Here is a 24,189-nt window from a genome sequence, read left to right on the forward strand (position 1 = left end):
GGTTTAGGTACAGAGGCTGAGAATGAAAAACTGCTCGAAAGCTTGGTCATGGCCAACCAAGCAATGATTATTGATGCCGATGCTTTAAATATTCTGGGCGAAAGGCCCGATCTAATGGATAAACTTGCCGCAAATACCATTCTTACCCCACACATGAAAGAGTTCGATCGGTTATTCGGTGAACATGATAATTGGTGGGACAGGGTGCAAAAGGCTATAGAACAGGCCAGACAACGGAAGATCGTTATCGTGCTTAAAAACCAGTATACTTTTATCTGCCTGCCTACAGGTAAGGTACTCATCAATCCTACGGGCAATGCGGCAATGGCGCAAGGGGGAATGGGCGATATTCTTACGGGCATTATTGCAGGCTTTGTAGCACAGAAATATACCGCAACAGATGCCGCTATTTTAGCTTGTTATATTCATGGAAAAGCAGGCGATGCTTTAGCGCACGAACACTTTGTGGTTACCGCCTCTCAGGTTGCGGCCAGGGTGTCTAAAGAAATTAAAGTGCTCATATCCAATTAGTTTGTTTGTTGTGTGCAGTTAGCCACAATTGTGGAGAAAAATCGGCATTAATCTACTATACTTCTAGTTTATAATTTATAGTTTAAGGGAATATTTAAAATAACAGATATCTTAAAAACGGAAAACAAATTATTATGGCACAAAAAGAGTACACGCTGAATGAATTAATTCAGGAATCGGCAGAGAATCCAAATGAAAACGATTTTTTCGAATTAGAGAAACCTGCGATGCTRGAGGTAAACCTAAAAAATCAAAAAATATTGGCAAAAGCAGGTTCGATGGTTGCTTACATTGGAAATATCGATTTTAAAAGAGAAGGACTATTGAGCAAAGGTTTGGGTGGTTTGTTAAAGAAAGCCATATCTGGCGAAGGTACTTCGCTGATGCACGCCACTGGAACAGGTAAACTATATTTGGCGGATGAGGGCAAGAAAGTAAAGATCATCAAACTCCAAAACGAAGCGGTTTTTGTAAACGGTAATGATGTATTGGCTTTAGAAGACAATATTAAAAACGAAATAAAAATGCTAAAAAGCATTGCAGGGATGATGAGCGGTGGTTTATTTCAGGTTAAATTATCGGGCAGTGGCTATATTGCCATTACCACACATGGCGAACCTATTTTATTAAGGGTTACCGGCAATCAGCCTGTGTACACTGATCCTAATGCTACAGTAGCCTGGTCTGAAAACTTAACACCAAACATTAAAACCAATTTAACTTTCGGGTCTTTTATCGGAAGAGGAAGTGGCGAATCTTTCCAATTAGAATTTTTTGGCGAGGGATGGGTTTTGGTACAGCCTTATGAAGAGGTGAAATACGCGGCGAAATCTTAATGGTCGAATCGTCATCTCGACCGCAGCGTTCCAAAGGAACTCCTTTGGAGGAGAGATCTTTATGACAAGGTCTCTCTGCATGTGTTAATCAGGTATTGCGCTTCTTTCAGCAGAATATTTATCCACTTTTTTGGAAAGCACATACAGAAGCATTTGGGGTTAGGTAGTCCTGCCATTCGCTTTATCCCGACTTTACGTCGGGATGTTCGCTGCTGTCAGGTTTAGGCGGCGCGGCCATTCATCCTATTTAGGGCTGCAGGGTGCAAAAACTATGACTTAATAGGCTATCCTCTTATTTGCAAGAGGGGATTGGTACAGCCTTACGAAGAGGTGAAGTACGCAGCGAAATCTTAATGTTATGTTTGGTTTGCTGGGAAACAAACCAAGGCACCAGTAAATGCGAAGGGCGTCATGCTGAATTTATTTCAGCATCTTTATTGCAGTTAAGACCCTGAAATAAATTCAGGGTGACGATTCAGAAGGTATAAAAAACAAAAATCCCGACATTGATAAATGCCGGGATTTAATATTTTGATTTAATATTTTCTGTTTAAACACCGCCCATTACGGTTAATTTATCCATTGTTGGATTTACACTTCCACCCATAGGCTCTATAGTTACAGCAAAAGCCTGTGCTTCCTGAATGGTCTGCATTTTTACCAATGCCTCGTTATTAGTCGAATCCGTTTTGCCGAATACGCCTAAACTTACCGGTTTGCCGTTTACCAAAGCCCATAACTGATATTGATGTGCTGCATCGGTTTTTGGTAAATCCATAGCTACATAGTTGATCAGCACACTTTTATCTTTTTTGTTCCAGTAAACTTTCATTTTCGAGCTCGGGCTAAAAGCCTGACCAGCCATTCTGATGGTTGCCCATTCTTTGCTGTCGGCCATTGCAGCCATATTATCTAAACCCTGGTTTTCAAATTCTAACTTGCTTACTACGCCAGCAAATTTTTGTTTATCCAGGTTCAAACTCGCAATTTGGTCGTGTGCGGCATTTAGCTTGTTATAGGTAATAAACAATGCCGCGGTACTTACTACCAATAAAGCTATACAAGCAACTAAGGCGTAACGTAAAGTTCTTACTTTGGCATCACTTCCATCTAAACGTATAATTCTTGGTTCTTCAGTATAAATTGGTTCGGGTTGAATATTCACATGCTCTTCAGCTTCACTTAACCCCAACTTTTCGAATAATCTTGTTTCTACATCTGCAGATGGTTCTACAGCATTTTGCATAGCATATTGCTCCATAGCTTGCTCAATAGCAGCTATTTCATCTCTTACCTCAGGGTGTTGAGATGCCATTTCCTCAACCTGCAACGCTTCTTCGGGTGATAAATCACCTAAAACGTACAGCTCAAGTACTCCAGATTCGATATATGCTTTTAAATTTTCCACGCTCAATTAAAATTCCTTCTCAATTCAATAATAGCCAACCGGATCCGGGTTTTCACCGTACCTAATGGCAAATCTAACTTTTCTGCGGCTTCCACATGGGTGAAACCCTTGTAATAAACTAAATCAAGAACTGCTTGTAAATCCGGTTTAAGGTTCTCTACAAGTTGTTTAACTCCAAGAATATCAGGATTAAACGTTACCTTGTTTTGTTCATCAACGAAACTTACGTTATTTTCTATATCTTGGTTTTTGAGTGAATTCTTAAAGTCTTTAGAACGTAGTTTGTCAATCGATAAATTGCGGGCAATGTTCATCATCCACGTAAACARACGTCCTTTGGTATTGTCATAGTGTGCAGCAGACTGCCAGATTTTTACAAAAGTTTCTTGTAGTACATCTTCAGCAAGCTCTGTATGGGTGATAATGCGCGAAATAACGCCATAAAGCGCTGACGAATACATGCTGTACAGTGTTTTCAGAACCGCGGGATCTTTCGATTGCAGTGCTTGAACAAGTTCAGGCTCAGTTAGGGTTAATTTTTTTAATGCAGTCACTATTGGTTACTAAGATACAATACAGAACAGTAAAAGCAAAAAAATGTTTTAGAAAGGCACTCCAGGAAGGAGTGCAACTTTTAAAGCGTTGTTAACCCTGCGTTGCCAGTAAATTAAGCAATCCCCTCAATTGGAAAAAGGTGTTTTTCTGCATGATAAGATGAACGTACCAGCGGGCCGCTTTCTACATACTTTAAACCTTTTGCTAAACCAGCTTCTTTATACATCGCGAAAGTATCCGGATGGATCCAGTCTACAACAGGGTGGTGATTACGTGTAGGTTGTAAGTATTGCCCTAAGGTTAAGATATGCACACCATTTGCAACTAAATCGTCCATGGCTTCGAAAATATCTTCTTCGGTTTCGCCTAAACCGAGCATAATACCTGTTTTTGTTCTTAAACCAAATTCAGAAATTCTTTTTAAAGCCTCTAAACTTCTGTCGTATTTAGCCTGGATCCGCACTTGTTTGGTTAAACGCTTAACCGTTTCCATATTGTGCGAAACTACTTCTGGTCTTTCTTCCAATACGCGGTATAAATTATCCCACTGGCCTTTAAAATCGGGGATTAAGGTTTCTAAAGTAGTAATTGGACTTTCTCTGCGGATAGCCTGTAAGGTTTCTGCCCAGATGATTGAGCCGCCATCTTTTAAATCATCGCGATCTACCGAAGTAATTACACAATGTTTAACGCCCATTAATCTTACCGAATCGGCAATGCGGTTAGGCTCGTCAACATCAACTGCTAAAGGGCGGCCCGTGGCTACAGCACAGAAAGAACAGCTACGGGTACAGATGTTACCCAAAATCATGAATGTTGCCGTGCCTGCACCCCAACATTCGCCCATATTAGGACAATTTCCGCTTTCGCAGATGGTATGGAGCTTGTGCGTATCTACTAAACTGCGAACTTGTGCATATTCTTTACCAACGGGTAATTTTACACGTAACCAATCTGGTTTACGTTTTACTTCAGTTACAGCAGGTACTACCGGTAAATCAATCATGGTACAAAGTTAATGAATAGGATTGAAATGTTACAATGCAGAAATGTTTGAAGGTTGTAATAATTGGGGTGATTGTTAATTGCGGGTTGGCTAACTTGCGAAGTCTGGCCGGGCAGGGGCGGAGCTAGACTTCGCAAGTTTAGCAAGGACCTGCTTGTGGTGTCAGATATTTCTATCTGACACCACAGAAGTAATTAAATCACATTCATTTCGAACGTGATCTGTTGTTTATTTTCCTTAAAGCCAAGCCGCTCGTAAAATTTGTGGCTTTCGGTGCGTTTGATGTTACACCTTACTTTTAGTTTTTTTACTTGATGCTTTTTCGCCCAAATGTTTACATTTTCGATCAACTGCTTCCCGATTTTTAGGTTTCGGTAATTTTCATCGACAATTAAGCCTCCAATTTCGATAAATGGTTCAGATTCTATCCTTAAGGTATAAAAACCGTGAATCCAGCCTACTACTTCGCCATCAACTAAAGCAACAAATGCGCAGTTTTCGTTACTGTTATTTATGCGTTTAATTCTGGCTGATGTTTGCTTGATGTCACTTTCGTAACCCAGTTGTGTAGAAAGTGTGGCTACGCTTTCGGCATCTTTTTCCGAAATTTCTCTGATCTGAACCATTTTTTACTGATGTTTTGATAGATGAAGCTAAAATTAAAGATTAAATTTTGTTTTTACCGTCAGATGATAACATCTGACAGCACACCACATGCCAGGCCAACTTGCGAAGTCTCACAAGGGCAGACGCTGACGGACTTCGCAAGTTAGCGACGGTTTTTCAAGCCAAAAGCACAGAAATAGCCAAGCTAAACCCTATTGAAGCGGCAGCCTGAGCCCCTTCGGCGAAGCTACAGCGGAAAGAGGGACTGCTGTACCCGATGAGCAGTAATGCACCTTTTCTAGTGTTTGAGAAAAATAAACACTATAAATAATTTTTTTTACTGTCAGATGGTAACATCTGACAGCGCGGATACTGCACGGAACCTGTTTATAAATGTTAGTTAAAAATCATAAGCGAAACATTGCAACTTTTAACGTTTTAACTTTCTAACTTAATATTACATTTGCAATATGAATACTGGCTTACAGCTTTATAATACGCTTTCGCGCAAAAAAGAACTTTTTCTACCCTTAAATGCACCCAATGTTGGAATGTATGTTTGCGGTCCTACTGTTTATAGTGATGTGCACTTGGGCAATTGCCGCACGTTTATATCTTTCGATTTAATTTTCAGGTACCTTAAATATGCTGGTTATAAGGTGCGTTATGTGCGTAATATTACAGACGCAGGTCACTTAGAGGGCGATAGGGATGAGGGCGACGATAAGTTTGCAAAACGTGCAAAATTAGAGCAGCTTGAGCCAATGGAAATTGTACAGAAGTACACTTTAGGTTTCCATGATGTAATGCGCATGTTCAACACGTTGCCGCCAAGTATCGAACCTACCGCTACAGGGCACATTATTGAGCAGATCGAAATGATTAAAGTAATTATAGCTAACGGTTACGGTTATGAGATTGATGGCAATGTGTACTTTGATGTAGAAAAATATAGCAAGGAATATAATTATACCATTTTAACCAACCGCAATCTTGAAGACATGCTGAACAATACCCGCGAACTGGGTGGACAGGATGAGAAACGTGGAAGGTTAGACTTTGCGCTTTGGATAAAAGCGAAACCAGAAACCCTGATGCAATGGCAATCGCCATGGGGCATGGGTTTTCCGGGCTGGCATATCGAATGTTCGGCCATGAGTGCTAAATATTTGGGCGCCGAATTTGATATTCATGGTGGTGGAATGGATTTGGCGGCAACACACCATACCAACGAAATTGCACAATCTGAGGCTTGCAGCCATAAACAGCCTGCCCGCTATTGGATGCATACCAATATGCTTACCGTAAACGGTACGCGGATGTCTAAATCGGCCGGCAATGGTTTTCTTCCTTTAGAGTTATTTACGGGTGATCACGCTTTATTGAAAAAAGGCTTTAGCCCGATGACGGTTAAGTTTTTCATGTTGCAGGCACACTACCGCAGTACATTGGATTTCTCGAATGAAGCTTTAGATGCTTCGGAAAAAGGATTCCGCCGCTTAATGGCTGCTATTGGTTTGTTAGATAAGTTAACGGTTTCTGAACAGAACGATTTCGATATCGATGCATTGAAAGAGAAATGCATCCATGCGATGAATGACGATTTTAACAGCCCGATTTTAATTGCCGAACTGTTTGAAGCGGTAAGGATTATCAATACCGTTTACGATGGTAAGGGCAAAATCTCTGCAGAAGCATTAGAAAAGTTGAAGCAATTGGTTAACGATTTCGTATTCGATATATTAGGACTGAAAGATGAAGATGCCGGAGGTAACGACTTAAATGGCGTTCTGGATATGGTGATTAACTTAAGGACTGAAGCAAAAGCGAATAAAGATTACGCCACTTCCGATCGTATCCGTATTGGCTTGCAAGAGCTGGGAATCCAGCTTAAAGACGGCAAAGAGGGAACGACTTGGAGTAAAGCGTAGTTAGTCCTGAGTCTACATTCCAAAGTCACAAGTCGATTTTAACAATGAGAAAAATTGGTTTAGTAGGCGGCATTAGCTGGGTATCTACTATAGATTACTACCGTTTTATAAATGAGGGTGTAAATGAGCGTTTGGGTGGGTTAAATTTCGCTGAATGTTTAATTTATTCCCTTAATTTTGGCGATGTTCAGGATAAAACCTGGGAAGGATCGTTTGATCTTTTGCTCAATGCTTGCGAAAGCTTAAAACGAAGTGGGGCAGAAGCAATTGTACTCTGCGCCAATACTGCACATCTTTTTGCCGATCAGCTACAAGAAAAAATAGCTTTGCCAATTATCCATATCGGTACCGAAACTGCTAAAGCCATAAATGTTACTGGAATTAAAAATATAGGACTCCTGGGGACCGTATTTACCATGGAAAAGGACTTTTATGTAAAAAAGTTCGAAGACCATGGATTACGTGTTTTAATGCCTTCAAAGAAAGAAACCCGCGATTATATACAGTTTACCCTTAAAGAAGAATTAGGTAGAGGTGTGATATTGGAAGAAACCAGGGCACAGTATATCCAGATAATTAATGATCTGATCAAGGAAGGAGCTGAGGGGGTAATTCTGGGATGTACCGAAATTCCAATGTTGATTAGTCAGGATGATTTTGATATTCCCGTTTTTGATACTACTAAAATCCATTGCGAGGCCATTGTGGATTATATGCTTTCGTAACTATTCATTCATTTATTGCGCGTTCAAAGGGCGATGAGTTAAGGGCAGGAAAACAAACCTCATAGGTTTTTAGGCTCATCAAGAAATCCGTCCCCCTTTGAAGGGGGCAGGGGGATGAGGAAGATCACATTTAATTTTAAAGATGAATAAAACAGCAAATTGTTTGCTATATTCATTTTTCGACTTTTTACTGCTAAGAAAAGGTTTAAGATATCATGGATAACAATCACTATAATTCTAAATTAAAAACTTTTGCGAGAGGACATCGAAATGATAGTACCAAAGCAGAGATAAGAATGTGGTGTGAATTGTTGAGGAATAAAAAAATGCTGGGATATTCTTTCTTAAGACAGCGACCGATCGCGAATTATATTGCGGATTTTTTCTCAAAGGATTTAAAGTTGGTTATCGAGGTTGATGGCCTTAGTCATGAGTGGGAGGGACAATTTGAAAAAGACAAAGCACGCGAAGATATTTTAAAAGTATTGGGTTTTCATGTTCTGAGGTTTAGCGATGATGAGGTAATGAACGATATCGAGAATGTAGATAGGACAATTCAGCAATATATTGTAGAATGGGAGCAAGATCATCCCCGGATCCTTTGAAATGAAAGATTTTTGCAAGATCATCCCCCCGCCCCCTTCAAAGGGGGAATGGACTATTCTCTAGCATTTAATTCGTCCCCCTTTGAAGGGGGGATGAGAGATAATTACACTACTTCAAACAATTTTCCGTTACATTAAACAATGAATAAAAAACTTTTATTACTGCCTTTATTCGCTTTAATTGCATTTCAGGCTTGTAGGAATAAAACAAACCAAAATGCTGATGAAAATGGAGAAAAGGCACTGCCTTTAGTTTCTCCAGATTTTAATGCCGATAGTGCTTATGCCTATACCAAGGCTCAGGTAGATTTTGGGCCACGGATTCCTGGAACAGCAGCGCACCAAAAATGCGCCGATTATTTAGTGGCTAAACTCAAATCGTTCGGCGCCGATGTAACTGTTCAGGGGGAGAAAACACAAACTTATGATGGCAAAAACTTTCAGTTGAAAAATATTGTTGCCGCGTTTAATCCAGATCAAAAAAAGAGGGTTTTAATTACGGCACACTGGGATGCCCGGCCGTTTTCTGATCAGGATACCGACCCTGCAAATCATGCGAAACCTTTCGATGCGGCAAATGATGGTGCGAGTGGGGTGGCGGTGATTTTGGAAATGGCACGTCAGATTCAGAAGAAACAGCCAGATGTTGGAGTCGATTTTGTATTGTGGGATTTAGAAGATTATGGCAAGGCCAATGATGAAACACCCGATGAAACTACATGGTGTTTAGGCTCTCAATACTGGGCTAAAAAAGCAATCGCGGCAGGATATAAAGCTTTGTACGGCATTAATCTTGATATGGTTGGCGGCGGTAGCGCGCAGTTTACGCAGGATGAAATCTCCCGTCAGGCTGCTCCAAACGTAGTAAACAAGGTTTGGGAAATTGGTAATGCTTCTTACTTTACGAAAATTCCGAGCGGAAAATTGGTTGATGATCATTTTTGGATGAACAAAGCAGGTGTTCCTTCTATCGATATTATCCATTACAACGATAATAGTGGTTTTTATATCAATTGGCACACGCAATTGGATAACTTGGCTAATATTGATAAAAATACATTGAAGGCCGCCGGGCAAACTGTTTTAGAAACCATTTATAGAGAAAAATAAGTAGCCTTAATGTGTAATTGTTAATTACTTTTAAGGCCATACATTAAAGAAAATTTTATATTCGCCAAACAATATTATCTTAATTAATAATGAAACAATTATTTTCAACTGCAATAGCTTCGCTTTTAGCCCTAGGTGCTTTTGCCCAAAAAAGCGACGGAACAACCAAATCTCTAGTAAATGCTGAGAAGGATTTTGCTAAGTCGATTGCCAAAAATGGAGATAAAGAAGCTTTTATAGACTATTCATCAACGAGCACTTTAGTGTTCAGACCAAATCCGGTTAATGCCAAAACTTTTTATGCGGGTAAAGCGAATGCTGAAAACGATGTGACCTGGACTCCAAACCTGGCGAAAGTATCACGCAGTGGCGATTTAGGTTTTACTACAGGGCCATATGAAGTTGGTACTTCAGAGAAAAAATACGGTCAATACTTATCGATCTGGAAACCAGAAAATGGCAGATGGAAATTGGCTATTGATTTAGGAACGGAAAGCAATAAACCTTTGGCCAAGGTTACGCCACAGTTTATTGAACCTAAAGATCATGTTGCACCAAAGTTCTTAAACGAAAAAGAAATTAAGGCTGGGAAAGAAATTATCTTAACCACCGAGAAAACTTTAAATACTTTGTTAAAAACGCATGGAATTGCGGCATTTGGAGGTTTTTTAACCAGCGATGCACGTTTGCTTTTCCCAGGTAACGAAGCCATTGACGGAAAAGGAAAAATTATTGCATTCTATAACGGAATGATCAGCAAAATTAACTTAAAAACAACAGGTGTAGATAAAGCAATCGGTAGCGATTTGGCTTATACCTATGGTGTGGCTACTATTGATTACAAGGCCGATTTACGCGAAAGTTTTAATTATGTTTTCGTTTATGAAAAGGGAGCTGATGCAAGCTGGAACTTAATTGTACAGGCCTTTGTACCAGCAGAAAGATAAATAACAAATGTGAATTAAAGAGGGCTCTCCATAAAAAGAAGCCCTTTTTTTATTTCTATAATTTTGTCTTTACCTGCAGTTAGGTTGGCTCAATGCTTATACTGCGGTAGAACTTTGACAACTTTCCTTTTCAAGTTGGTTATTAAAGTTGTCAACGCACAAATAAAACTATCCATTTTACGTTTAAAATTCATGCATAAAAAATTACTTTTACTCTCCACGCTCATTTTACTTTTCTTAAACGTTTCTGCCCAAAAGAAGAAATTCGATGTACAGGGAAAAGCCGGTGCACGCGGTATCATGCCCGAAAATACCATTGAGGGAATGTTAAAAGCGATCGATTTAGGCGTTACTACCTTAGAAATGGATGCCGTGATTTCGAAAGATAAACAAGTGGTGCTTTCGCAAGAACCCTATTTCAATAACGAGATTTCTTTGCTGCCCAACGGAAAGCCGATTACGCTGAAAGACCAAAAGAATTATAACATCTACAAGATGGATTATGAGGAAATTAAAAAGTTTGATGTAGGCAGCAAAGTCCATAACCGCTTTCCTGGGCAGATGAAGTTTAAAGCTTACAAACCGCTGCTTTCTGAAACAATAGACGCGGTTGAGGCTTATGTTAAAGCACACAAGCTCGCCAAACCTGTATATAGCATCGAAACGAAAACGATTAAAAAGGGCGATAACGAATTTCATCCGGAACCTGCAGAATTTGTAGAACTCATTATGGATGTAATTAATTCGAAAAAACTCGCCAAAAGAGTCATTATCGAATCATTTGATATGCGTACGTTGCAATACCTGCACGAGAAATATCCAAAAATACAAACCTCATTATTGATTGATGAAAAGGAACCTTTTGAAGATTATATTGAGAAATTAGGTTTTAAACCGACTATTTATAGCCCTTACTCGGTTTTGGTCGGTAAGGGTTTGGTAGACCGCTGCCACGAAATGGGTATTAAAATTATCCCTTGGACGGTGAATACGGTAAAGGAAGTGAATTATTTTATGAGCCTTGGGGTAGACGGCATCATTACCGATTTTCCAAACATTATGGGCCAGCTCAAATAATTAATATCAGCGGCATAAAAAAGCATCCTAATGTAATGGGTACGCTTTTTTATGCTTTAACCTATCGGTTGGTGTCTCACCGACCGAAATGAACATAGGGACAAGCTGTTTGGTGTGACACCAAACAGTAGATGTAACTTAAATAGCAAGAAAATAGACGGGCATAAAAAAAGCGTTCAGATTTTAAATCCAAACGCTTTTTTTTATGCTTTTATAACTGGAAAATCCTAGTGGTGTGCTTCTGGTTTTTCGTGTGCTGCTTCAGTTTTTTCATGATGAGCAGGTGCTTCTTCGTGGTTAAAGATTGGTCTGGTGAAATAAACAACCAATAATAAAACCAGAATCCATGCCGTTAATGGTAAAGCCCAAATGCCTTTTGTTTGCTGAACCGGTGCGTGTGAATCGTGAGCTGACATATCGAATATTTTGATTTAAAGATTTATGCTTTGTAATTGTGCGGTAAAGATAGTAACAAAATTAAAATAACAAGGGCAATTCGGTGAATTGTATTATAAGATTAATCGGCCAGTAAAAAAGGATAAAAGGCAATGCCTTTTATCCTTGTAAATCGTAAATCATTGCTTTTGTGCTGTTCATTTTGCTTTTAATACGGTTTTGGTGCTCCTGTAAAGTGCTTTGCTCATCCTGAACAGCATTAAACAGTTCTGCTTTTTTGAAATAATTTGCCGCCTCTGCAAAATTTTGCTGTTGTTCGGCATGTAGGCCCAAACATTCGTAAATGTGTGCTTCACAAACACCAGGTACAAGTAAAGCCTTTTCTGCAACCTGTTTCACCAATTTGTGCATTTTAAGCGTAATAACAAGTTCCAGATAGGGTTTATAAACCTCTGGGAAATCGGCATCTAGCTCAATGCAACGTTTGTAATAATAACCTGCAGTTTTATAATCTTTAAAATGATTCTGATAAATATCGCCCAACTGAAAATAAGCTCTTGCATAATCAGGATCGAAAACAATAATTTCATTAAAATACTGAAGTGCCTTAGGTAATTCGCCCCAGTGCAGTTCTTCAATGGCCTGTAGATACTTTTCTTCTACAGTGGTATAAATGTCCATAACGGATATAATTAATTTTGATAAGCGGTTAAATGCTTAGCAAATGCGTAATAAATTGATTTTTAAATGTGGGTTTTGTTTGTTGAAACTTAAAACCGCGTTAAGGGTTGGGAAGGAAATTTAAGTCAATACCCAAGCCCTTTATGCCACAAGACGGGCTAAAGCTTAATTGTTGGATATGTAGTTGAAGTAGCATTTCTGTAAATTTTGATGCAAAGATATTTATTTTCAGTGAATTGCAAATTTTAAAATAAAATTTTCTAATGGATTACGTGTGCGAGATAAATAATGCAATAACTAAGTAAACAAAATGCACTATTATAATTTAACGAATGGAACAGATTTTTTAAACGTTGCTGCGTATCGATAATTTTAGCCGCTATAAACCAAAAAAACAAGGAGATGCCAATATCGAAAAAGTCGAAACGGCCATTGGTGATATGGAATAATTGAAATAATTCGAGTGCTATAACGAATAAAAGTGGAATGAAAACACAATTGATGCGTTTTTTGAAAAGATCAAAATAAAATTCTTTTGAGGTTAAGGTGATGCAGAAAACCCATAAACCCTCAGGAAGTGAATAGACCAGGTACTCGTTTAATGGCAAGCTTGCTGTGATGGTCTGTTTCAAGCTTTGGTAGGTTTTGAAAGAGATCAATTGAATGATAATCTGGTTTACCAAGGTTTTATCAGTCCTGTAAAATACATATATGAACAGGCTGATTATCAAGGCAAAGAAAATATACCAATAGTGCTTTTTCAAGGTTTGGTGAAAATTAGAATTTTAAAATAGGAGAATGGTTTTAAAGCGATTTCTTTTTCAAGTTTAAACTGATTAATCGCTTTAATATTCTCTATGTAAAATAAAGATTTTAAATGGAACCATCCAGAACAAAAATTAAATAGCCGATCTAGGTATTTTAAGGAATTATTTGGCGTAAAGTGGTTTAGAATTAAGAGTTTTCCTCCTGGTTTTAAAACATTGTGGCATTGCATCAGTAATTTTTCAGGTTGATCTGCAACGGCAATTACATGCGATAATACCACATAATCGAAACTATTCTCTGCAAACTCGAGCTGCTCGCCATTCATTTGAAATAATTCGATATCATTTGTTGCATTTTTTTCAGCCACATTTAACATCGAAGAAGAAATTTCTATCCCGGTAATTTTGTGGTTTTTATAAAGTGGAAAATGAGAGCCATTACCAACACCGATTTCGAGTAGGTTTCCACAGGGCAATTGATTAATCTCATCGAAAAACTTTTCCTTTTGAGGTTTAAGAAAAACATCGACCAGTGGATATAAAAATGAAAACCGGTTATAGAAATTGGTTTGAGCACTCAATTTTTTAGTTTTAAGCATTAAATTGAATTAAAGCATTTTTAATCTGCCGCCTATGCCTTAAAATATGAACGATGGCATGTTCTAACATTTGTTCTACATCATATTGCTGTCCCCACCCTGTATTTATCTTTTTGGATTGATCGAACTCTTCCATGGTGATGTCGGGATTTCTGGTGAAAAAGTCCTCGTTATATTTAAGCGCTTCCCGTATCCTTGAGATATAAGGTGTGATATGGTCAAACTGCAATCGTTCCGGCCTGACTGTTTTCAATCCAATAGAATTTTCAATATACACCGCATAACTAAACATCGAAGCAGTTACATGCGTTAAGATAGTTTGAATGGAAATGCAATCTGAATTTGAACTTTCTGGCTCAATGGTTTTAATCAGTTGATGTGGGCTAATTGGTTCGATTACTGCAATCAGTTCGTTAATCGCCTTTTTATATTCATCCATTAGTGCGGCTATAGCACCGGTAAGTTTATTCGCATCCATCTTAAAACAAATATAATTGTTTGTGCTGGATTTATATTGGCCTGTACTTTTAGGTTGCTAGGTCTATAACAGCAATCAATAAAGGTAAATACGTGATGAAAAGTATTGTTATAAAATCTCTGCGTTTCTGTCCTTTACTGATAAGACTAAAGACAAGGAATATTACAGTCGTAGATGCCATGGCAAACGACATCATAACTAGCATTCCACCATTGGCAGCACCACAACTGCTTTTTGGGTTCTCTGCAACCAAATGGAAAAAGTTAAAGCAAAGACCCCAAAGAGCAAAATAAGGTAATAATGAAATAAGCGCAATATAACGTCTTTTGATAAAATCGAGGATCATGTTTGATACATCCGTATTTGAACGGAACTTACAAACTTTAATACCATATTTTATAAAAGGTAACCAATTTTCGCTAGTTGGGATTGTAAACCACGATTAGCGGAAGCTAAAATGAGGAAAATTAAAGTTTTATCATTACGCTACCTGAAGCCAGATCGTGAATAGCTCTTCTGCGTAGATTTGAGTTAATCGTTAGAAAGGAGATCCAGCCTAAAGCAAACTTTATAGGGTATCTGATTATAGATTGGCCGATATTGATTTTTTGGTGAATATCCTCATTTTTCCTTACTCTTATTCCTTTAATGTAATTACCGATGGTGCAGCCAAATGTCATGAAAAGTGGTTCATAAATCACAAATAAAAATGCAAATAATAAGATCCGTACCCATTCTGGTACATTGTTAAAGCCGTCTAATACATTTGAAAAACACACCATAAGAATGATGATAATTATGGTGTCGATAAATGTAGATTGTAATCTTTCTACCAGACTTGGGTATTTTTCTTCCATTTTGAGCGTGATAATTTATTGTAGAATATTAAGTTTAAAAATAATAATATTTTTCGTTAGTCTGGATTTGCAATCCACAATGTAAGGATTAAAAATTCCGTTGGTCGAGATTTGCAATCTCGACCTGCTGTATTGTGGATTTGTAATCTACTAATAGAAGTTAAAAATTCTGGCTCATCAAGGCGGGATTGCAAATCCCGACTAGCTTAATGCTACTACAATAAATCTTTAATGATTTTCTCGATTGATAAGCCTTCAGCTTCTGCGCGGTAGTTACGCACAATGCGGTGGCGTAAAATAGGCTCAGCAACTGCTTTAACATCTTCAATGTCTGGCGAGTATTTCCCCGTTACGGCGGCGTGGCATTTTGCACCCAACACTAAAAACTGCGAGGCACGCGGACCAGCACCCCAACTGATGTATTTATTAACGGCATCGGTAGCAAACTCGCTATTAGGACGGGTTTTAGCAGCCAGTTTTACGGCATATTCCAAAACATTATCGGTAATAGGAATATCGCGGATCAGTTTCTGGAAATATTGAATATCATCTGCATGGATAATTTTCTGCAGTTGAACGGTTTTATTGCTGGTCGTGTTTTTTACAATGTTCAATTCATCTGCAAAGGCAGGGTAATTTAATTGAATATTGAACATGAAACGATCTAACTGAGCTTCGGGTAGGGGGTAAGTTCCTTCCTGCTCAATAGGGTTTTGTGTGGCCAGAACGAAAAACGGTTTTGGTAAAATATGGGTTTGCCCAGCTGCGGTAACCGATTTCTCCTGCATGGCTTCTAATAAAGCAGCCTGGGTTTTTGGTGGTGTACGGTTAATCTCATCAGCGAGGATAATATTAGAAAAAACAGGCCCTTTTATAAATTTAAAGTGCCTGTCTTCTCCTAAAATCTCTGCGCCAATAATATCACTTGGCATTAAATCGGGTGTAAACTGGATGCGGTTAAAATCGAGGTCTAAAACAGAAGCCACCGTTTGTACAAGTAACGTTTTTGCCAATCCTGGTACGCCAACCAACAGACAGTGTCCGTTACTAAAAATGGCGATTAAAACAGATTTTATGATGTCATCTTGTCCAACTACTACTTTGCTTATTTCGGCTTTAATGTTGTTGAAAGATTGATGAAGTGCATCAACAGCTTCTACTTCGTTCTTATACTGCATTGGTATTATTTTGCGGCTGTGGTTTTAGTCCAAATTTTTAATTCATCACAGGTGTTAAATTCATCGTCGATTTTAATGTAAGTGCTTTCGCGACGTTTTTCAAACCATTCGCTTAAAGTACGATTAATTTTATCACTTTGTGCGGCATCTCTGATTTTTGGGAAATCTTGAGCTAAGTTTGCTTTGTGCGGTGGAATTTTAGATTTTAAATATAAAATGCGGTACCCTTGTTTTCCATCAGCTGCTGTAAATAAATCTGGTTTAGAAATACCACCGATTTTCATGCTATCGATTACCAAGAACACCGACGGATCTAATTTATCAACCGGGATAAAAGTACTTCTTGCCTGAACATTTTCGGCATTGAGCATCATACCACCATTATATTTACTCTCTTTATTATCTGAATAAAGGTTTGCAGCAGCGGCGAAACTTAATTTTTTACCGATAATGTTGTTGTAAATGCTATCTGCATGCAATTTTAAACGGGTTAAACTTTCTGGTGTAGTTTTAGGCATAATTAAAATATGTCTAACGTGTACTTGTTCGCCTCTGCGCTCTAAAACCTGTAAAAAGTGGAAACCATAATCTGTTTCGAACACTGGTGAAATTTCTCCAGCTTTCAGTTTAAATGCCCAGGCAGTAAATTCTTTAACCATGGTATTCCTGTCGATAAAACCATAGTCACCACCATCGGCGGCAGAACCTGGATCTTCAGAATAGGTTTTAGCTAACACACCCATATCTTCGCCACTTTTAACCCTTAAACGAAGGGCTTCAATTTTATCGCGGAATTTTTGTTTTTCTGCTCGGGTTAACTGCGGGTTTAAAATCACTTCACCAACTTCTACCTCTGTATTAAATTGAGGAACACTATCGCCCAAAGTTTTGAAGTATTTTTCAACCTCCATTGGTGTAACGTTAATGTTCTCAGTGATTTTTTGTTGCATTTTTTGTGCAATCAACTCATCTTTTACCGATGGTCTGATCTCATCTTTATACTGCAGAACAGATTTATTTAAAAATTGCTCTAAACGCTCCTGACCACCTGCACGCTGCATGCTATAACGCATACGTTTGTTCACCTCATCATCAACTGCACCATCTTCAACCATTACCGAATCGATTTCGGCCTGTTGTTTAAGCAGCTTTTGCGTTAAGGTTTGTTGTAAGAGTTTACATTTAATCTCGTTGTTAGGCTGGTTACCCTGATAAAGATATTGTGTGTATTGTTGGTTTAAATCTGATAGCAGGATAATATTATTTCCTACAACAGCAGCAACTTTATCTACAGTATGCTTTTGAGCGAAACTGTTTAAAAACAGGCAAATTAAAGCGGTTGCTACTAAAAAAACTTTCTTCATTCTATTTGTTATATTTTGCAAATTTAATACTTATGGCCAAAAAAATCAGGTTGGCTATAACTTGGCAAGCTTTTTTAACTCGTTTTCGTTAATTTTGATCTGATATTTTTGTTTAAGGCTTTTTAGCCATTTTTCTTCTAAACTTAGTTGGTAATCGGCAATTACCTCTCCTCTAACTTCGCTTAAAGGTTTATTGTAATTTTGTTGGTTTTTTGTGTAAAATTCATTTATCGCCTGCTCGTCTTCCTGTGCTTTGTTCCATATTTTTTGTTCCGAAACATTGAACATTAAAACACCTTCGCGGTATTCATTCAATAAAAAATCGCGGTCTTTATTGCTGACCCCAACTTTTTTATGGGTGGTTAATGCGTCTTCATAAGTTTTGATTTCTTCCTGGTAGCTGGCGTTTTTGTCCAATCCCATCTCCCGGGCATCTAAAACTTTAAGCTTAAAATTTATATACAAGTTTAAATATGCTTGTAAAGTATCGTATGCTGCACTAACGTTTCCGTTATGGCTTTTTTTGTATGCCCACATAAATTCTTTGGTACTTATTGATTTACCGTTTACCACAGCCACGTTTTGTGCAAACGAAATGCTATAAATAAAGCTAAAAACAAATAAGCAGTAAGCTTTCCTCACACAGAGCACTCTATAAATTTTAAGGGATAAAAGTAACAATTAGCGACGCTATTATAAGATATTTAACTAATTTTAACAGAAATTATTATCCAACAAAAATACGAATGGAAAACCAGGTTACCAACAATGCGAATGCTTTACGTTTATTTTTTACTGAAGAGGTTTTCTTGGTAAAGGATGAAAGCGTAGAAATTCTGCCTTTACGTAATCCAGAGCCAGTTTTTGCTGTCGAAAATGTTTCCGTTGTGGAAGCAAAAGAACCTGTTTTAAAACAAGAAACAACACAAATTCCTGGAATTAATCCTACAAATGTACCTAAAGTTTATACGCAAGGTCCTGAAATTCCGCATATTGTGGCCGAACCAGCGCCAGAAAAAACGTTTAAATTTTTAGGTGGAAATAAAAAATCGGTTCTGATTTTGGTAAACGATAATCAGAATGATGTAAGCACCGAGCAGGGCAGGGAACTGCTGCGGAAAATTGTGAAGGCAGTAGATTTGGGCACACCTGATTTTGCCATTTTAAATTATGCAAATTATAGCGGAACTGACTATGCAGAACTGCATAGGTTTTTTAAACCTGCCATTATGTTGTCTTTTGGAGTAGAGATTGCCGACTTGAGACTGAACCTTACCTGGCAGAATGAAATCATCGTTCACGAAACCACCAGGATTATATTTGCCCCAAACCTCCATCATCTGGATAGCGATTTAACTGCGAAGAAAACACTTTGGGGGCATCTTCAAAAAATTAAATAAGCAGGTAACAAAGAAACAGTTAATCTTTCAAACCCTACACCCTACACCCTACACCTTTTACCTTCCTTAAAATGAAAAAACTTGTATTTGCGACCAATAATCAACATAAAACCGAAGAAATACGGGCTGCACTTGAAGGTAAATATGAGGTGCTGAATCTGGAAGATATTGGTTGTTTAGTTGATATTCCTGAAACTGCAGATACCTTTGAAGGAAATGCTACTTTAAAAAGCAGCTATGTAGTTGAACATTTTAATTTAGATTGTTTTGCCGACGATAGCGGTTTAGAGGTAGATGCTTTGAATAACGAACCAGGAGTTTACTCTGCCCGATATTCTGGAAGCAGGGATAGTTTAGAAAATATTCAATTGGTTTTAGCTAAACTTGAGGGCAACTCCAACAGAAAAGCAAGGTTTAAAACAGTGATTTCTTTAATGCAGGATGGTAAAAACCATATTTTTGAAGGCATAATAGAAGGAACCATCAGAACAGAATTATCAGGTTCGAAGGGGTTCGGTTACGATCCCATTTTTCAGCCGGATGGTTATGATATCACTTTTGCCGAAATGGACATGACAGAGAAGAATAAAATCAGTCACAGGGCTATTGCACTAAAAAAGATGTTGGCGTTTTTGAAAAGGACTGAGCTATAAAAATCTTTTTTTCTTTTTGCTACTTTGTCGATTATCTATAAAGGTCACAATCTCTAAAGTGTTGGTTTTTGGTTTAATTCGGTACACAACTGATATGTGCGGTATGATCATGCCTATATGTGTATTCTTTGTTTTATAAGTTTTTCTTGAGATTAATGGTTCTTCAGATAGTGTTTCGAGATAACTAAAAACCCTTGTTATAAATTTTTTTACTTCTACTTCTGTCCAATTTTCTTTTAGATAATCAATATTTTTTTGGAAAGTTTCGCCAGCCTTTTTAGACCAAATAATATCCATTACACGCTAAATCTTTTTTTTGCCTCTTCATGGCTAAAACTTTCGCCGCGATCAAGTTGATTTATGCCTTCCATAATATCGTTTTGCTGGTTACTATTTAATCCATCAAACCAATCAAAGTCCCTTGCGGTAATTAGTGATTTAATATCTCTAATTAAACTTTCATCATTCGAATTAATGATCTGTTGAAGTACATTTAGTTTTTCTGATTGTAAATCCATAAATAAATTTAACCATTAATTCAGTGAATAACAAAAACTACATTTTACCAACCACTTTTTTCACCTGTACTGAGTCCTTTTTGGGTAAAATGGGTTTAATGCCAAAATTGGTGGTGTCTGCCGGTTTGGTTTGTGGCAATTTCTTATCCACATTTAAGCTGTCTTTTCCCAATGTGATTTTCGGCTTAACCACAGGTGCTGCTGTTGCTGATTTATTTGTAGGGGCTGTGGTTTTAGCGCCGGCTACAGTTTTACCAGCAACTGCTTTTGCCTTTGCTTTGGGTTTAGGTTTTCCAGACGAGCCAATGGCATCTTTTTTTGATTTTGGGCGTTCGGTAGGTTTCCACGAAAATCCTTTTAAAACATGATCTTTTGCAATCGTGTTTTCCGGATTCAAAGCTCCTTCTATTCCCTTGATATAAACAATTTCCTCAATTGCATTTTCCTTGTCCTTGAAGATGAATTTTATCCTGCTGCTTAGGGTTTGATTCATTTCTTTATACACCTTTGTACTGTCATCCTGGGTATAATAAATACTTTCGGCATTGCCATCCACATATAGGTTCTTGAATTTTCCGTTGGTAAAGAAACCAGTCATTAACCTTCCTTTTATTTGGTTAAATCTTAGCGAATCTTTTGGTGTATTTACTAAAAATGCATTTCTAAATGCCTGTAAATTATTAAGTTTTTTATTCTTGAACTGAACAAAGATGGTATCGCCAACCTGTTGAGAACCTTCTGACCAGATAATCGGATTACTGTAGCAACGTAGCGTAGAATCGGCACTGGTGTAAAAAAGGCTGTCGGTTTTAGCCTGTATATTCGTTTTAAAAATCTTAACGCCGTGGTAAGCCTTAATGATACGCGTTTGAACGGTATCAGCTGGGTTAAATTTGGCTGTATCAGTCTTTAATGCGCCGGTTTTTAAGTTTCCTAGCGCTTTTGTTAAACTATCTTTAATGCCGAATTTTGTTATCTTTTTTTGCAGGCTATCGATTTTTGTTTTTGAAATATCCTTTACAATAGGAGAAGCTTTATCGGCGGTCTTCTTTTGCAGGCTATCGACTTTTGTTTTCGATACATCCTTTACTATCGAATTGGCTTTATCAGTCAGCTTTTTCAGACTATCTGTTTTAAGTTTAGGCAGATTTTTGATAATAGAATCAGCCTTGTTCTTTAAAAGATTGTTTTTCTGCAAACTATCAATGTTAAGCTTGGGCAGATCTTTGCCAAGCGAATCTACTTTCGATTTTACACTATCAATGCTTTTATCCTTCAGGTTAAGCGGATCTTCCGCCACCGCCTCACCCTTATTCTTTTTCTTCCTATCAGCCCTGCTTATTTTTGCGGTGTTGCGTTTGTTTCGGTCGTCTTTTAATGTGCTTTGTGTTTCAGGCTTCTCCTTAGGTTCTGTGGTTCCCTTTTTCTCACCGGTATCTTCATCATCTTCGCCAACCTGGTTGTCGGCTTTAATCGAAATTTTAGGGATTAGCTTTAAGGTTTTTTGTAGCACCATCTGCGTTTCTAAAGTATCGGCACCCATCCATAAACTATCTGGCCTTTTTTTATTCTTCACCATTATAGAATCTTCCGTGCCAATGCCAAGATATGCATTTCGGGTAACCAATGTTCTTTGATCCAGTTTATAATAATAGCCCAAATCACCGAACATCTTCATCTTATCTTTCGTGTCAGAAAAAACAATGTTTTTTACTGCTTTACCAATTCCTTTTTTTCCGAAATAATACAAACTATCACCTTTTAAAGATCTGGTGCCTTGCGTGTATAGGTTTTTCTTTCCAAAAAAAGCATCCTCAGTCATCGTATTATACTGGCCATTTTCGGTGTAAAGATTATCGTCTTTTCCCTTGATATTTGTAGGACCATAAAAATAGGTCCATTTATCCTGAGTATTATAGCTCATCGTATCCGATTTTATGACCGATTGAGGTGTAACTACTACCACATCATATTTAAAGTAGGCTACGTTTCTTTGACTAAAATAATAGCCATTTTTACTCGTTACTGTTACCTCTTGATTTACAATTTTTCCTCCACTGGTATAAGTGCCTATCTTGCTAAGGGTATTGTAGTCTAAAATATTGGTGGTTAAAGTGGATGTTGGGTCTTTCATCACCACATTTCCGGTTAAATGCGCATGTTTTTTATTCCCATCATACTCCAATTGATCTGAATAAATATCAGTGGTAAGCTGGTTGATATGTACATTTTTAAAAGCTTCGAAATAGTTTCGCTCGCTATAAAATACAGCACTATCGCAGGTTAAAGTTGCATTATCTTGTTGGAAAACAGGGTTTCGTAGGTAGTTTACCTTATTCTTAAGATCGCCTGTTATTTTTGTGAACGATACGATTTTAATCTTCGAAGCGGGTCGCTGACCGAATAAAAATACTGGACTGATTAAAAGAAATAAAAAGACAAATAGTTTTTGCACACTACAAAGTTAGTTTTTTGTTCCGAACGTTCGGAATACCAGTTAAAATTAAATATTTTTGGTGGATGTTACCCGTAAAACAATTTCAGGATTTTATTGAACAGCACCAGCTGTTTGTTCGGGCTAACAAGATCCTTTTGGCCGTAAGTGGAGGAAAAGACTCGGTATTAATGTTGCATTTGTTTAAAGCAATAGGCGTTGATATTGGTGTGGCACATTGTAATTTTAATTTACGGGCTGATGAGGCACAACGTGATGAAAGTTTTGTTGCGCTACTGGCCAAAAGTTTAGGATTACCTTTTTATATAACGCATTTTGATACCAAAAAATATGCAGCCGAAAATAAAATTTCTACCCAGATGGCAGCACGCGATCTGCGCTATAACTGGTTTGAAGAAATTAGGCGTAAAGAAGGTTACGATTATATAGCCCTGGCCCAACACCAAAACGATGCGGTAGAAACCGTACTCATTAACCTTACCCGTGGCACAGGCATAAGTGGATTGCATGGCATTTTACCTAAACGTGATTTACTGATCAGACCCTTGCTCTTTTTGAACCGACAGCAGATTGATGAAATTGTAAGGACAAATAACATCGATTTTGTAGAAGATAGCTCGAACGCAAGTACAAATTATACACGGAATAAAATCAGACTACAGGTAGTACCACATCTGCAGGAGATTAACCCTAATCTCGAAAAAACATTTGCCGAAAATATCTCACGCTTTGCTGAATTGGAAGCTTTTTTAAATATCCAGGTTGAGAAACTTGCAAATAAAATCCTAAATAAAAGGAATGATGGCATTTATATTCCTTTGGAGGAGGTTTCGAAATTAAACCCGCAAAAGCTCTTGCTTTACGAGTTACTTAAGCCTTTTAATTTTGGCGAAAATGTAGTGCAGGAAATTTTAGACAGTTTAAAGGCTTTAAGTGGTACACATTTTTTTAGCGCCACACATCAGGCCATTATCAATAGAAGTGATCTGGTTATCGTTGAAAAAAACACATCGGTTACTGCTAATCAGTTTATCCACCCAACAACAGAAAACATTGCTTTTGCTAATGATGAAATATCGTTGAGGTTTACAGATGAAGTGAAATTCGAAATTAACTCGAATAAAGCGTTTGTAAATGCTGATAAATTAATTTTCCCTTTGGTGTTGAGGAATTGGCAAAATGGAGATAAATTTATTCCATTGGGTATGCGTAATCCCAAAAAAGTGAGCGATTATTTTATTGACGAGAAAGTTCCCCTACATTTGAAAAGCGTTACGCCGATTTTGGTTAACGGCAATGGTGAAATTGTTTGGATTGCAGGTATGCGGCAGGATAACCGATATAAATTAACTACAGCAACAAAAAAAGTTGCTATATTCGAACTCAAAATTAAATAAGTGGAAAGCAAATACGCCTATATCGAAAAACAGTACATCGGCCGTGATTATGTCCGTATTTTCATTAGGCTTATTATGGCTGCGTTCTGTTTTGCAGCCTATGTTTATG

General features: G+C 37.8%; 28 protein-coding genes. 11 read left to right on the forward strand and 17 right to left on the reverse strand.

The genetic code is table 11. From position 1 onward, the window contains the following. Together AC1DPQ_RS00490 and AC1DPQ_RS00495 are read left to right on the forward strand one after the other, a co-directional pair. The coding region (locus tag AC1DPQ_RS00490; RefSeq protein WP_477607479.1) for an NAD(P)H-hydrate dehydratase at window positions 1-531 on the forward strand (531 nt) is incomplete at its 5' end. A gap of 134 nt (window positions 532-665) precedes the next feature. Continuing rightward, the gene (locus AC1DPQ_RS00495) at window positions 666-1,367 is read left to right on the forward strand and encodes an AIM24 family protein (protein ID WP_215125302.1); all 702 of its coding nucleotides are present in this window, start codon (window positions 666-668) and stop codon (window positions 1,365-1,367) included. 550 nt (window positions 1,368-1,917) lie between these two features. Here the strand turns inward: AC1DPQ_RS00495 and AC1DPQ_RS00500 are convergent. The 4 genes from AC1DPQ_RS00500 to AC1DPQ_RS00515 all read right to left on the reverse strand — a co-directional run bounded on the left by AC1DPQ_RS00500 (window position 1,918) and on the right by AC1DPQ_RS00515 (window position 4,962). Then, window positions 1,918-2,775 (reverse strand): anti-sigma factor, encoded by an 858-nt coding sequence (locus tag AC1DPQ_RS00500; RefSeq protein ID WP_477581765.1) that lies wholly within the window; start codon window positions 2,773-2,775, stop codon window positions 1,918-1,920. Window positions 2,776-2,777: 2 nt separating this feature from the next. Further along, entirely contained in the window at window positions 2,778-3,329 is a 552-nt protein-coding gene (locus tag AC1DPQ_RS00505; RefSeq protein ID WP_131027860.1) for an RNA polymerase sigma factor, read from the reverse strand. 113 nt (window positions 3,330-3,442) lie between these two features. Next, a complete protein-coding gene (gene lipA, locus AC1DPQ_RS00510; protein WP_029278501.1) occupies window positions 3,443-4,336 on the reverse strand; it encodes a lipoyl synthase in 894 nt (297 codons plus the stop codon). Between the two features lie 194 nt (window positions 4,337-4,530). After that, window positions 4,531-4,962, reverse strand: a complete 432-nt coding sequence (locus AC1DPQ_RS00515; RefSeq protein WP_477581767.1) for a GNAT family N-acetyltransferase — start codon at window positions 4,960-4,962, stop codon at window positions 4,531-4,533. Between the two features lie 450 nt (window positions 4,963-5,412). Here AC1DPQ_RS00515 and cysS point away from each other — a divergent pair, with 450 nt between their 5' ends. From cysS to AC1DPQ_RS00545, 6 genes are all read left to right on the forward strand, one after another. Beyond that, on the forward strand, window positions 5,413-6,873 hold the full coding sequence (gene cysS / locus AC1DPQ_RS00520; protein ID WP_477607481.1) for a cysteine--tRNA ligase: 1,461 nt from the start codon (window positions 5,413-5,415) through the stop codon (window positions 6,871-6,873). A gap of 44 nt (window positions 6,874-6,917) precedes the next feature. After that, complete coding sequence (locus tag AC1DPQ_RS00525) at window positions 6,918-7,598, forward strand: aspartate/glutamate racemase family protein (protein WP_477581771.1); 681 nt, start codon at window positions 6,918-6,920, stop codon at window positions 7,596-7,598. A gap of 215 nt (window positions 7,599-7,813) precedes the next feature. Continuing rightward, window positions 7,814-8,203: an endonuclease domain-containing protein gene (locus AC1DPQ_RS00530; RefSeq protein ID WP_477581773.1), complete on the forward strand. Its 390-nt coding sequence runs from the start codon at window positions 7,814-7,816 to the stop codon at window positions 8,201-8,203. Between the two features lie 141 nt (window positions 8,204-8,344). Continuing rightward, window positions 8,345-9,313, forward strand: a complete 969-nt coding sequence (locus tag AC1DPQ_RS00535; protein ID WP_477581775.1) for a M28 family peptidase — start codon at window positions 8,345-8,347, stop codon at window positions 9,311-9,313. 89 nt (window positions 9,314-9,402) lie between these two features. Further along, complete coding sequence (locus AC1DPQ_RS00540) at window positions 9,403-10,260, forward strand: nuclear transport factor 2 family protein (protein WP_215125308.1); 858 nt, start codon at window positions 9,403-9,405, stop codon at window positions 10,258-10,260. A gap of 192 nt (window positions 10,261-10,452) precedes the next feature. Further along, window positions 10,453-11,337 carry a glycerophosphodiester phosphodiesterase family protein gene (locus AC1DPQ_RS00545; RefSeq protein ID WP_477585333.1) on the forward strand — a complete coding sequence of 295 codons (885 nt, stop codon included), beginning with the start codon at window positions 10,453-10,455 and terminating at the stop codon, window positions 11,335-11,337. 227 nt (window positions 11,338-11,564) lie between these two features. On the opposite strand, the gene AC1DPQ_RS00550 is transcribed toward AC1DPQ_RS00545, so the two are convergent. The 10 genes from AC1DPQ_RS00550 to AC1DPQ_RS00595 form a co-directional block, all read right to left on the reverse strand. After that, complete coding sequence (locus AC1DPQ_RS00550) at window positions 11,565-11,753, reverse strand: hypothetical protein (RefSeq protein ID WP_029280597.1); 189 nt, start codon at window positions 11,751-11,753, stop codon at window positions 11,565-11,567. A 139-nt stretch (window positions 11,754-11,892) separates the two neighbouring features. Next, window positions 11,893-12,414: a hypothetical protein gene (locus tag AC1DPQ_RS00555; RefSeq protein ID WP_029279989.1), complete on the reverse strand. Its 522-nt coding sequence runs from the start codon at window positions 12,412-12,414 to the stop codon at window positions 11,893-11,895. A gap of 260 nt (window positions 12,415-12,674) precedes the next feature. After that, window positions 12,675-13,046, reverse strand: a complete 372-nt coding sequence (locus AC1DPQ_RS00560) for a hypothetical protein (protein WP_477607483.1) — start codon at window positions 13,044-13,046, stop codon at window positions 12,675-12,677. Between the two features lie 128 nt (window positions 13,047-13,174). Then, complete coding sequence (locus tag AC1DPQ_RS00565) at window positions 13,175-13,780, reverse strand: class I SAM-dependent methyltransferase (RefSeq protein WP_477578256.1); 606 nt, start codon at window positions 13,778-13,780, stop codon at window positions 13,175-13,177. Then, entirely contained in the window at window positions 13,773-14,258 is a 486-nt protein-coding gene (locus tag AC1DPQ_RS00570; RefSeq protein ID WP_477578258.1) for a DinB family protein, read from the reverse strand. The genes AC1DPQ_RS00565 and AC1DPQ_RS00570 overlap by 8 nt, the downstream gene beginning before the upstream one ends. 49 nt (window positions 14,259-14,307) lie before the next feature. Further along, window positions 14,308-14,604, reverse strand: a complete 297-nt coding sequence (locus AC1DPQ_RS00575) for a hypothetical protein (protein WP_477578260.1) — start codon at window positions 14,602-14,604, stop codon at window positions 14,308-14,310. A 121-nt stretch (window positions 14,605-14,725) separates the two neighbouring features. Then, complete coding sequence (locus AC1DPQ_RS00580) at window positions 14,726-15,115, reverse strand: RDD family protein (protein ID WP_477578262.1); 390 nt, start codon at window positions 15,113-15,115, stop codon at window positions 14,726-14,728. Between the two features lie 215 nt (window positions 15,116-15,330). Further along, the gene (locus tag AC1DPQ_RS00585; RefSeq protein WP_029279992.1) at window positions 15,331-16,293 is read right to left on the reverse strand and encodes an AAA family ATPase; all 963 of its coding nucleotides are present in this window, start codon (window positions 16,291-16,293) and stop codon (window positions 15,331-15,333) included. A 5-nt stretch (window positions 16,294-16,298) separates the two neighbouring features. After that, window positions 16,299-17,657, reverse strand: coding sequence for a peptidylprolyl isomerase (locus tag AC1DPQ_RS00590; RefSeq protein ID WP_215125317.1), 1,359 nt, complete (start codon window positions 17,655-17,657; stop codon window positions 16,299-16,301). Window positions 17,658-17,711: 54 nt separating this feature from the next. Continuing rightward, window positions 17,712-18,299: a hypothetical protein gene (locus tag AC1DPQ_RS00595; RefSeq protein WP_477607485.1), complete on the reverse strand. Its 588-nt coding sequence runs from the start codon at window positions 18,297-18,299 to the stop codon at window positions 17,712-17,714. A gap of 104 nt (window positions 18,300-18,403) precedes the next feature. On the opposite strand from AC1DPQ_RS00595, the gene AC1DPQ_RS00600 reads away from it, so the two are divergent. Next, window positions 18,404-19,057, forward strand: coding sequence for a hypothetical protein (locus tag AC1DPQ_RS00600; protein WP_477578267.1), 654 nt, complete (start codon window positions 18,404-18,406; stop codon window positions 19,055-19,057). Window positions 19,058-19,128: 71 nt separating this feature from the next. Then, window positions 19,129-19,710, forward strand: a complete 582-nt coding sequence (locus AC1DPQ_RS00605) for a non-canonical purine NTP diphosphatase (protein WP_477578269.1) — start codon at window positions 19,129-19,131, stop codon at window positions 19,708-19,710. Here AC1DPQ_RS00605 and AC1DPQ_RS00610 read toward each other — a convergent pair. Genes AC1DPQ_RS00610 through AC1DPQ_RS00620 form a run of 3 tightly spaced genes read right to left on the reverse strand, consistent with a single transcriptional unit; the run spans window position 19,705 to window position 22,683 of the window. Then, the gene (locus AC1DPQ_RS00610; protein ID WP_477578271.1) at window positions 19,705-20,007 is read right to left on the reverse strand and encodes a type II toxin-antitoxin system RelE/ParE family toxin; all 303 of its coding nucleotides are present in this window, start codon (window positions 20,005-20,007) and stop codon (window positions 19,705-19,707) included. The two genes, AC1DPQ_RS00605 and AC1DPQ_RS00610, sit on opposite strands and share 6 nt — an antisense overlap. After that, entirely contained in the window at window positions 20,007-20,228 is a 222-nt protein-coding gene (locus AC1DPQ_RS00615; protein WP_477578273.1) for a hypothetical protein, read from the reverse strand. Before AC1DPQ_RS00615 ends, AC1DPQ_RS00610 begins: the two co-directional genes overlap by 1 nt. 37 nt (window positions 20,229-20,265) lie before the next feature. Further along, complete coding sequence (locus AC1DPQ_RS00620; protein ID WP_477578275.1) at window positions 20,266-22,683, reverse strand: OstA-like protein; 2,418 nt, start codon at window positions 22,681-22,683, stop codon at window positions 20,266-20,268. Window positions 22,684-22,748: 65 nt separating this feature from the next. Here AC1DPQ_RS00620 and tilS point away from each other — a divergent pair, with 65 nt between their 5' ends. Then, the gene (gene tilS, locus AC1DPQ_RS00625; RefSeq protein ID WP_477578277.1) at window positions 22,749-24,080 is read left to right on the forward strand and encodes a tRNA lysidine(34) synthetase TilS; all 1,332 of its coding nucleotides are present in this window, start codon (window positions 22,749-22,751) and stop codon (window positions 24,078-24,080) included. Window positions 24,081-24,189: the final 109 nt, after the last annotated feature.

Source organism: Pedobacter sp. 01T416_2, assembly GCF_056398925.1.

What these genes read in the sequence shown, in the direction of transcription:
- lipA (WP_029278501.1), bottom strand. Translation starts at nt 4,336, where the DNA reads ATGATTGATTTACCGGTAGTACCTGCTGTAACTGAAGTAAAACGTAAA.
- AC1DPQ_RS00515 (WP_477581767.1), bottom strand. Translation starts at nt 4,962, where the DNA reads ATGGTTCAGATCAGAGAAATTTCGGAAAAAGATGCCGAAAGCGTAGCC.
- cysS (WP_477607481.1), top strand. Translation starts at nt 5,413, where the DNA reads ATGAATACTGGCTTACAGCTTTATAATACGCTTTCGCGCAAAAAAGAA.
- AC1DPQ_RS00525 (WP_477581771.1), top strand. Translation starts at nt 6,918, where the DNA reads ATGAGAAAAATTGGTTTAGTAGGCGGCATTAGCTGGGTATCTACTATA.
- AC1DPQ_RS00530 (WP_477581773.1), top strand. Translation starts at nt 7,814, where the DNA reads ATGGATAACAATCACTATAATTCTAAATTAAAAACTTTTGCGAGAGGA.
- AC1DPQ_RS00535 (WP_477581775.1), top strand. Translation starts at nt 8,345, where the DNA reads ATGAATAAAAAACTTTTATTACTGCCTTTATTCGCTTTAATTGCATTT.
- AC1DPQ_RS00540 (WP_215125308.1), top strand. Translation starts at nt 9,403, where the DNA reads ATGAAACAATTATTTTCAACTGCAATAGCTTCGCTTTTAGCCCTAGGT.
- AC1DPQ_RS00545 (WP_477585333.1), top strand. Translation starts at nt 10,453, where the DNA reads ATGCATAAAAAATTACTTTTACTCTCCACGCTCATTTTACTTTTCTTA.
- AC1DPQ_RS00550 (WP_029280597.1), bottom strand. Translation starts at nt 11,753, where the DNA reads ATGTCAGCTCACGATTCACACGCACCGGTTCAGCAAACAAAAGGCATT.
- AC1DPQ_RS00555 (WP_029279989.1), bottom strand. Translation starts at nt 12,414, where the DNA reads ATGGACATTTATACCACTGTAGAAGAAAAGTATCTACAGGCCATTGAA.
- AC1DPQ_RS00565 (WP_477578256.1), bottom strand. Translation starts at nt 13,780, where the DNA reads ATGCTTAAAACTAAAAAATTGAGTGCTCAAACCAATTTCTATAACCGG.
- AC1DPQ_RS00570 (WP_477578258.1), bottom strand. Translation starts at nt 14,258, where the DNA reads ATGGATGCGAATAAACTTACCGGTGCTATAGCCGCACTAATGGATGAA.
- AC1DPQ_RS00575 (WP_477578260.1), bottom strand. Translation starts at nt 14,604, where the DNA reads ATGATCCTCGATTTTATCAAAAGACGTTATATTGCGCTTATTTCATTA.
- AC1DPQ_RS00580 (WP_477578262.1), bottom strand. Translation starts at nt 15,115, where the DNA reads ATGGAAGAAAAATACCCAAGTCTGGTAGAAAGATTACAATCTACATTT.
- AC1DPQ_RS00585 (WP_029279992.1), bottom strand. Translation starts at nt 16,293, where the DNA reads ATGCAGTATAAGAACGAAGTAGAAGCTGTTGATGCACTTCATCAATCT.
- AC1DPQ_RS00590 (WP_215125317.1), bottom strand. Translation starts at nt 17,657, where the DNA reads ATGAAGAAAGTTTTTTTAGTAGCAACCGCTTTAATTTGCCTGTTTTTA.
- AC1DPQ_RS00600 (WP_477578267.1), top strand. Translation starts at nt 18,404, where the DNA reads ATGGAAAACCAGGTTACCAACAATGCGAATGCTTTACGTTTATTTTTT.
- AC1DPQ_RS00605 (WP_477578269.1), top strand. Translation starts at nt 19,129, where the DNA reads ATGAAAAAACTTGTATTTGCGACCAATAATCAACATAAAACCGAAGAA.
- AC1DPQ_RS00610 (WP_477578271.1), bottom strand. Translation starts at nt 20,007, where the DNA reads ATGGATATTATTTGGTCTAAAAAGGCTGGCGAAACTTTCCAAAAAAAT.
- AC1DPQ_RS00615 (WP_477578273.1), bottom strand. Translation starts at nt 20,228, where the DNA reads ATGGATTTACAATCAGAAAAACTAAATGTACTTCAACAGATCATTAAT.
- tilS (WP_477578277.1), top strand. Translation starts at nt 22,749, where the DNA reads ATGTTACCCGTAAAACAATTTCAGGATTTTATTGAACAGCACCAGCTG.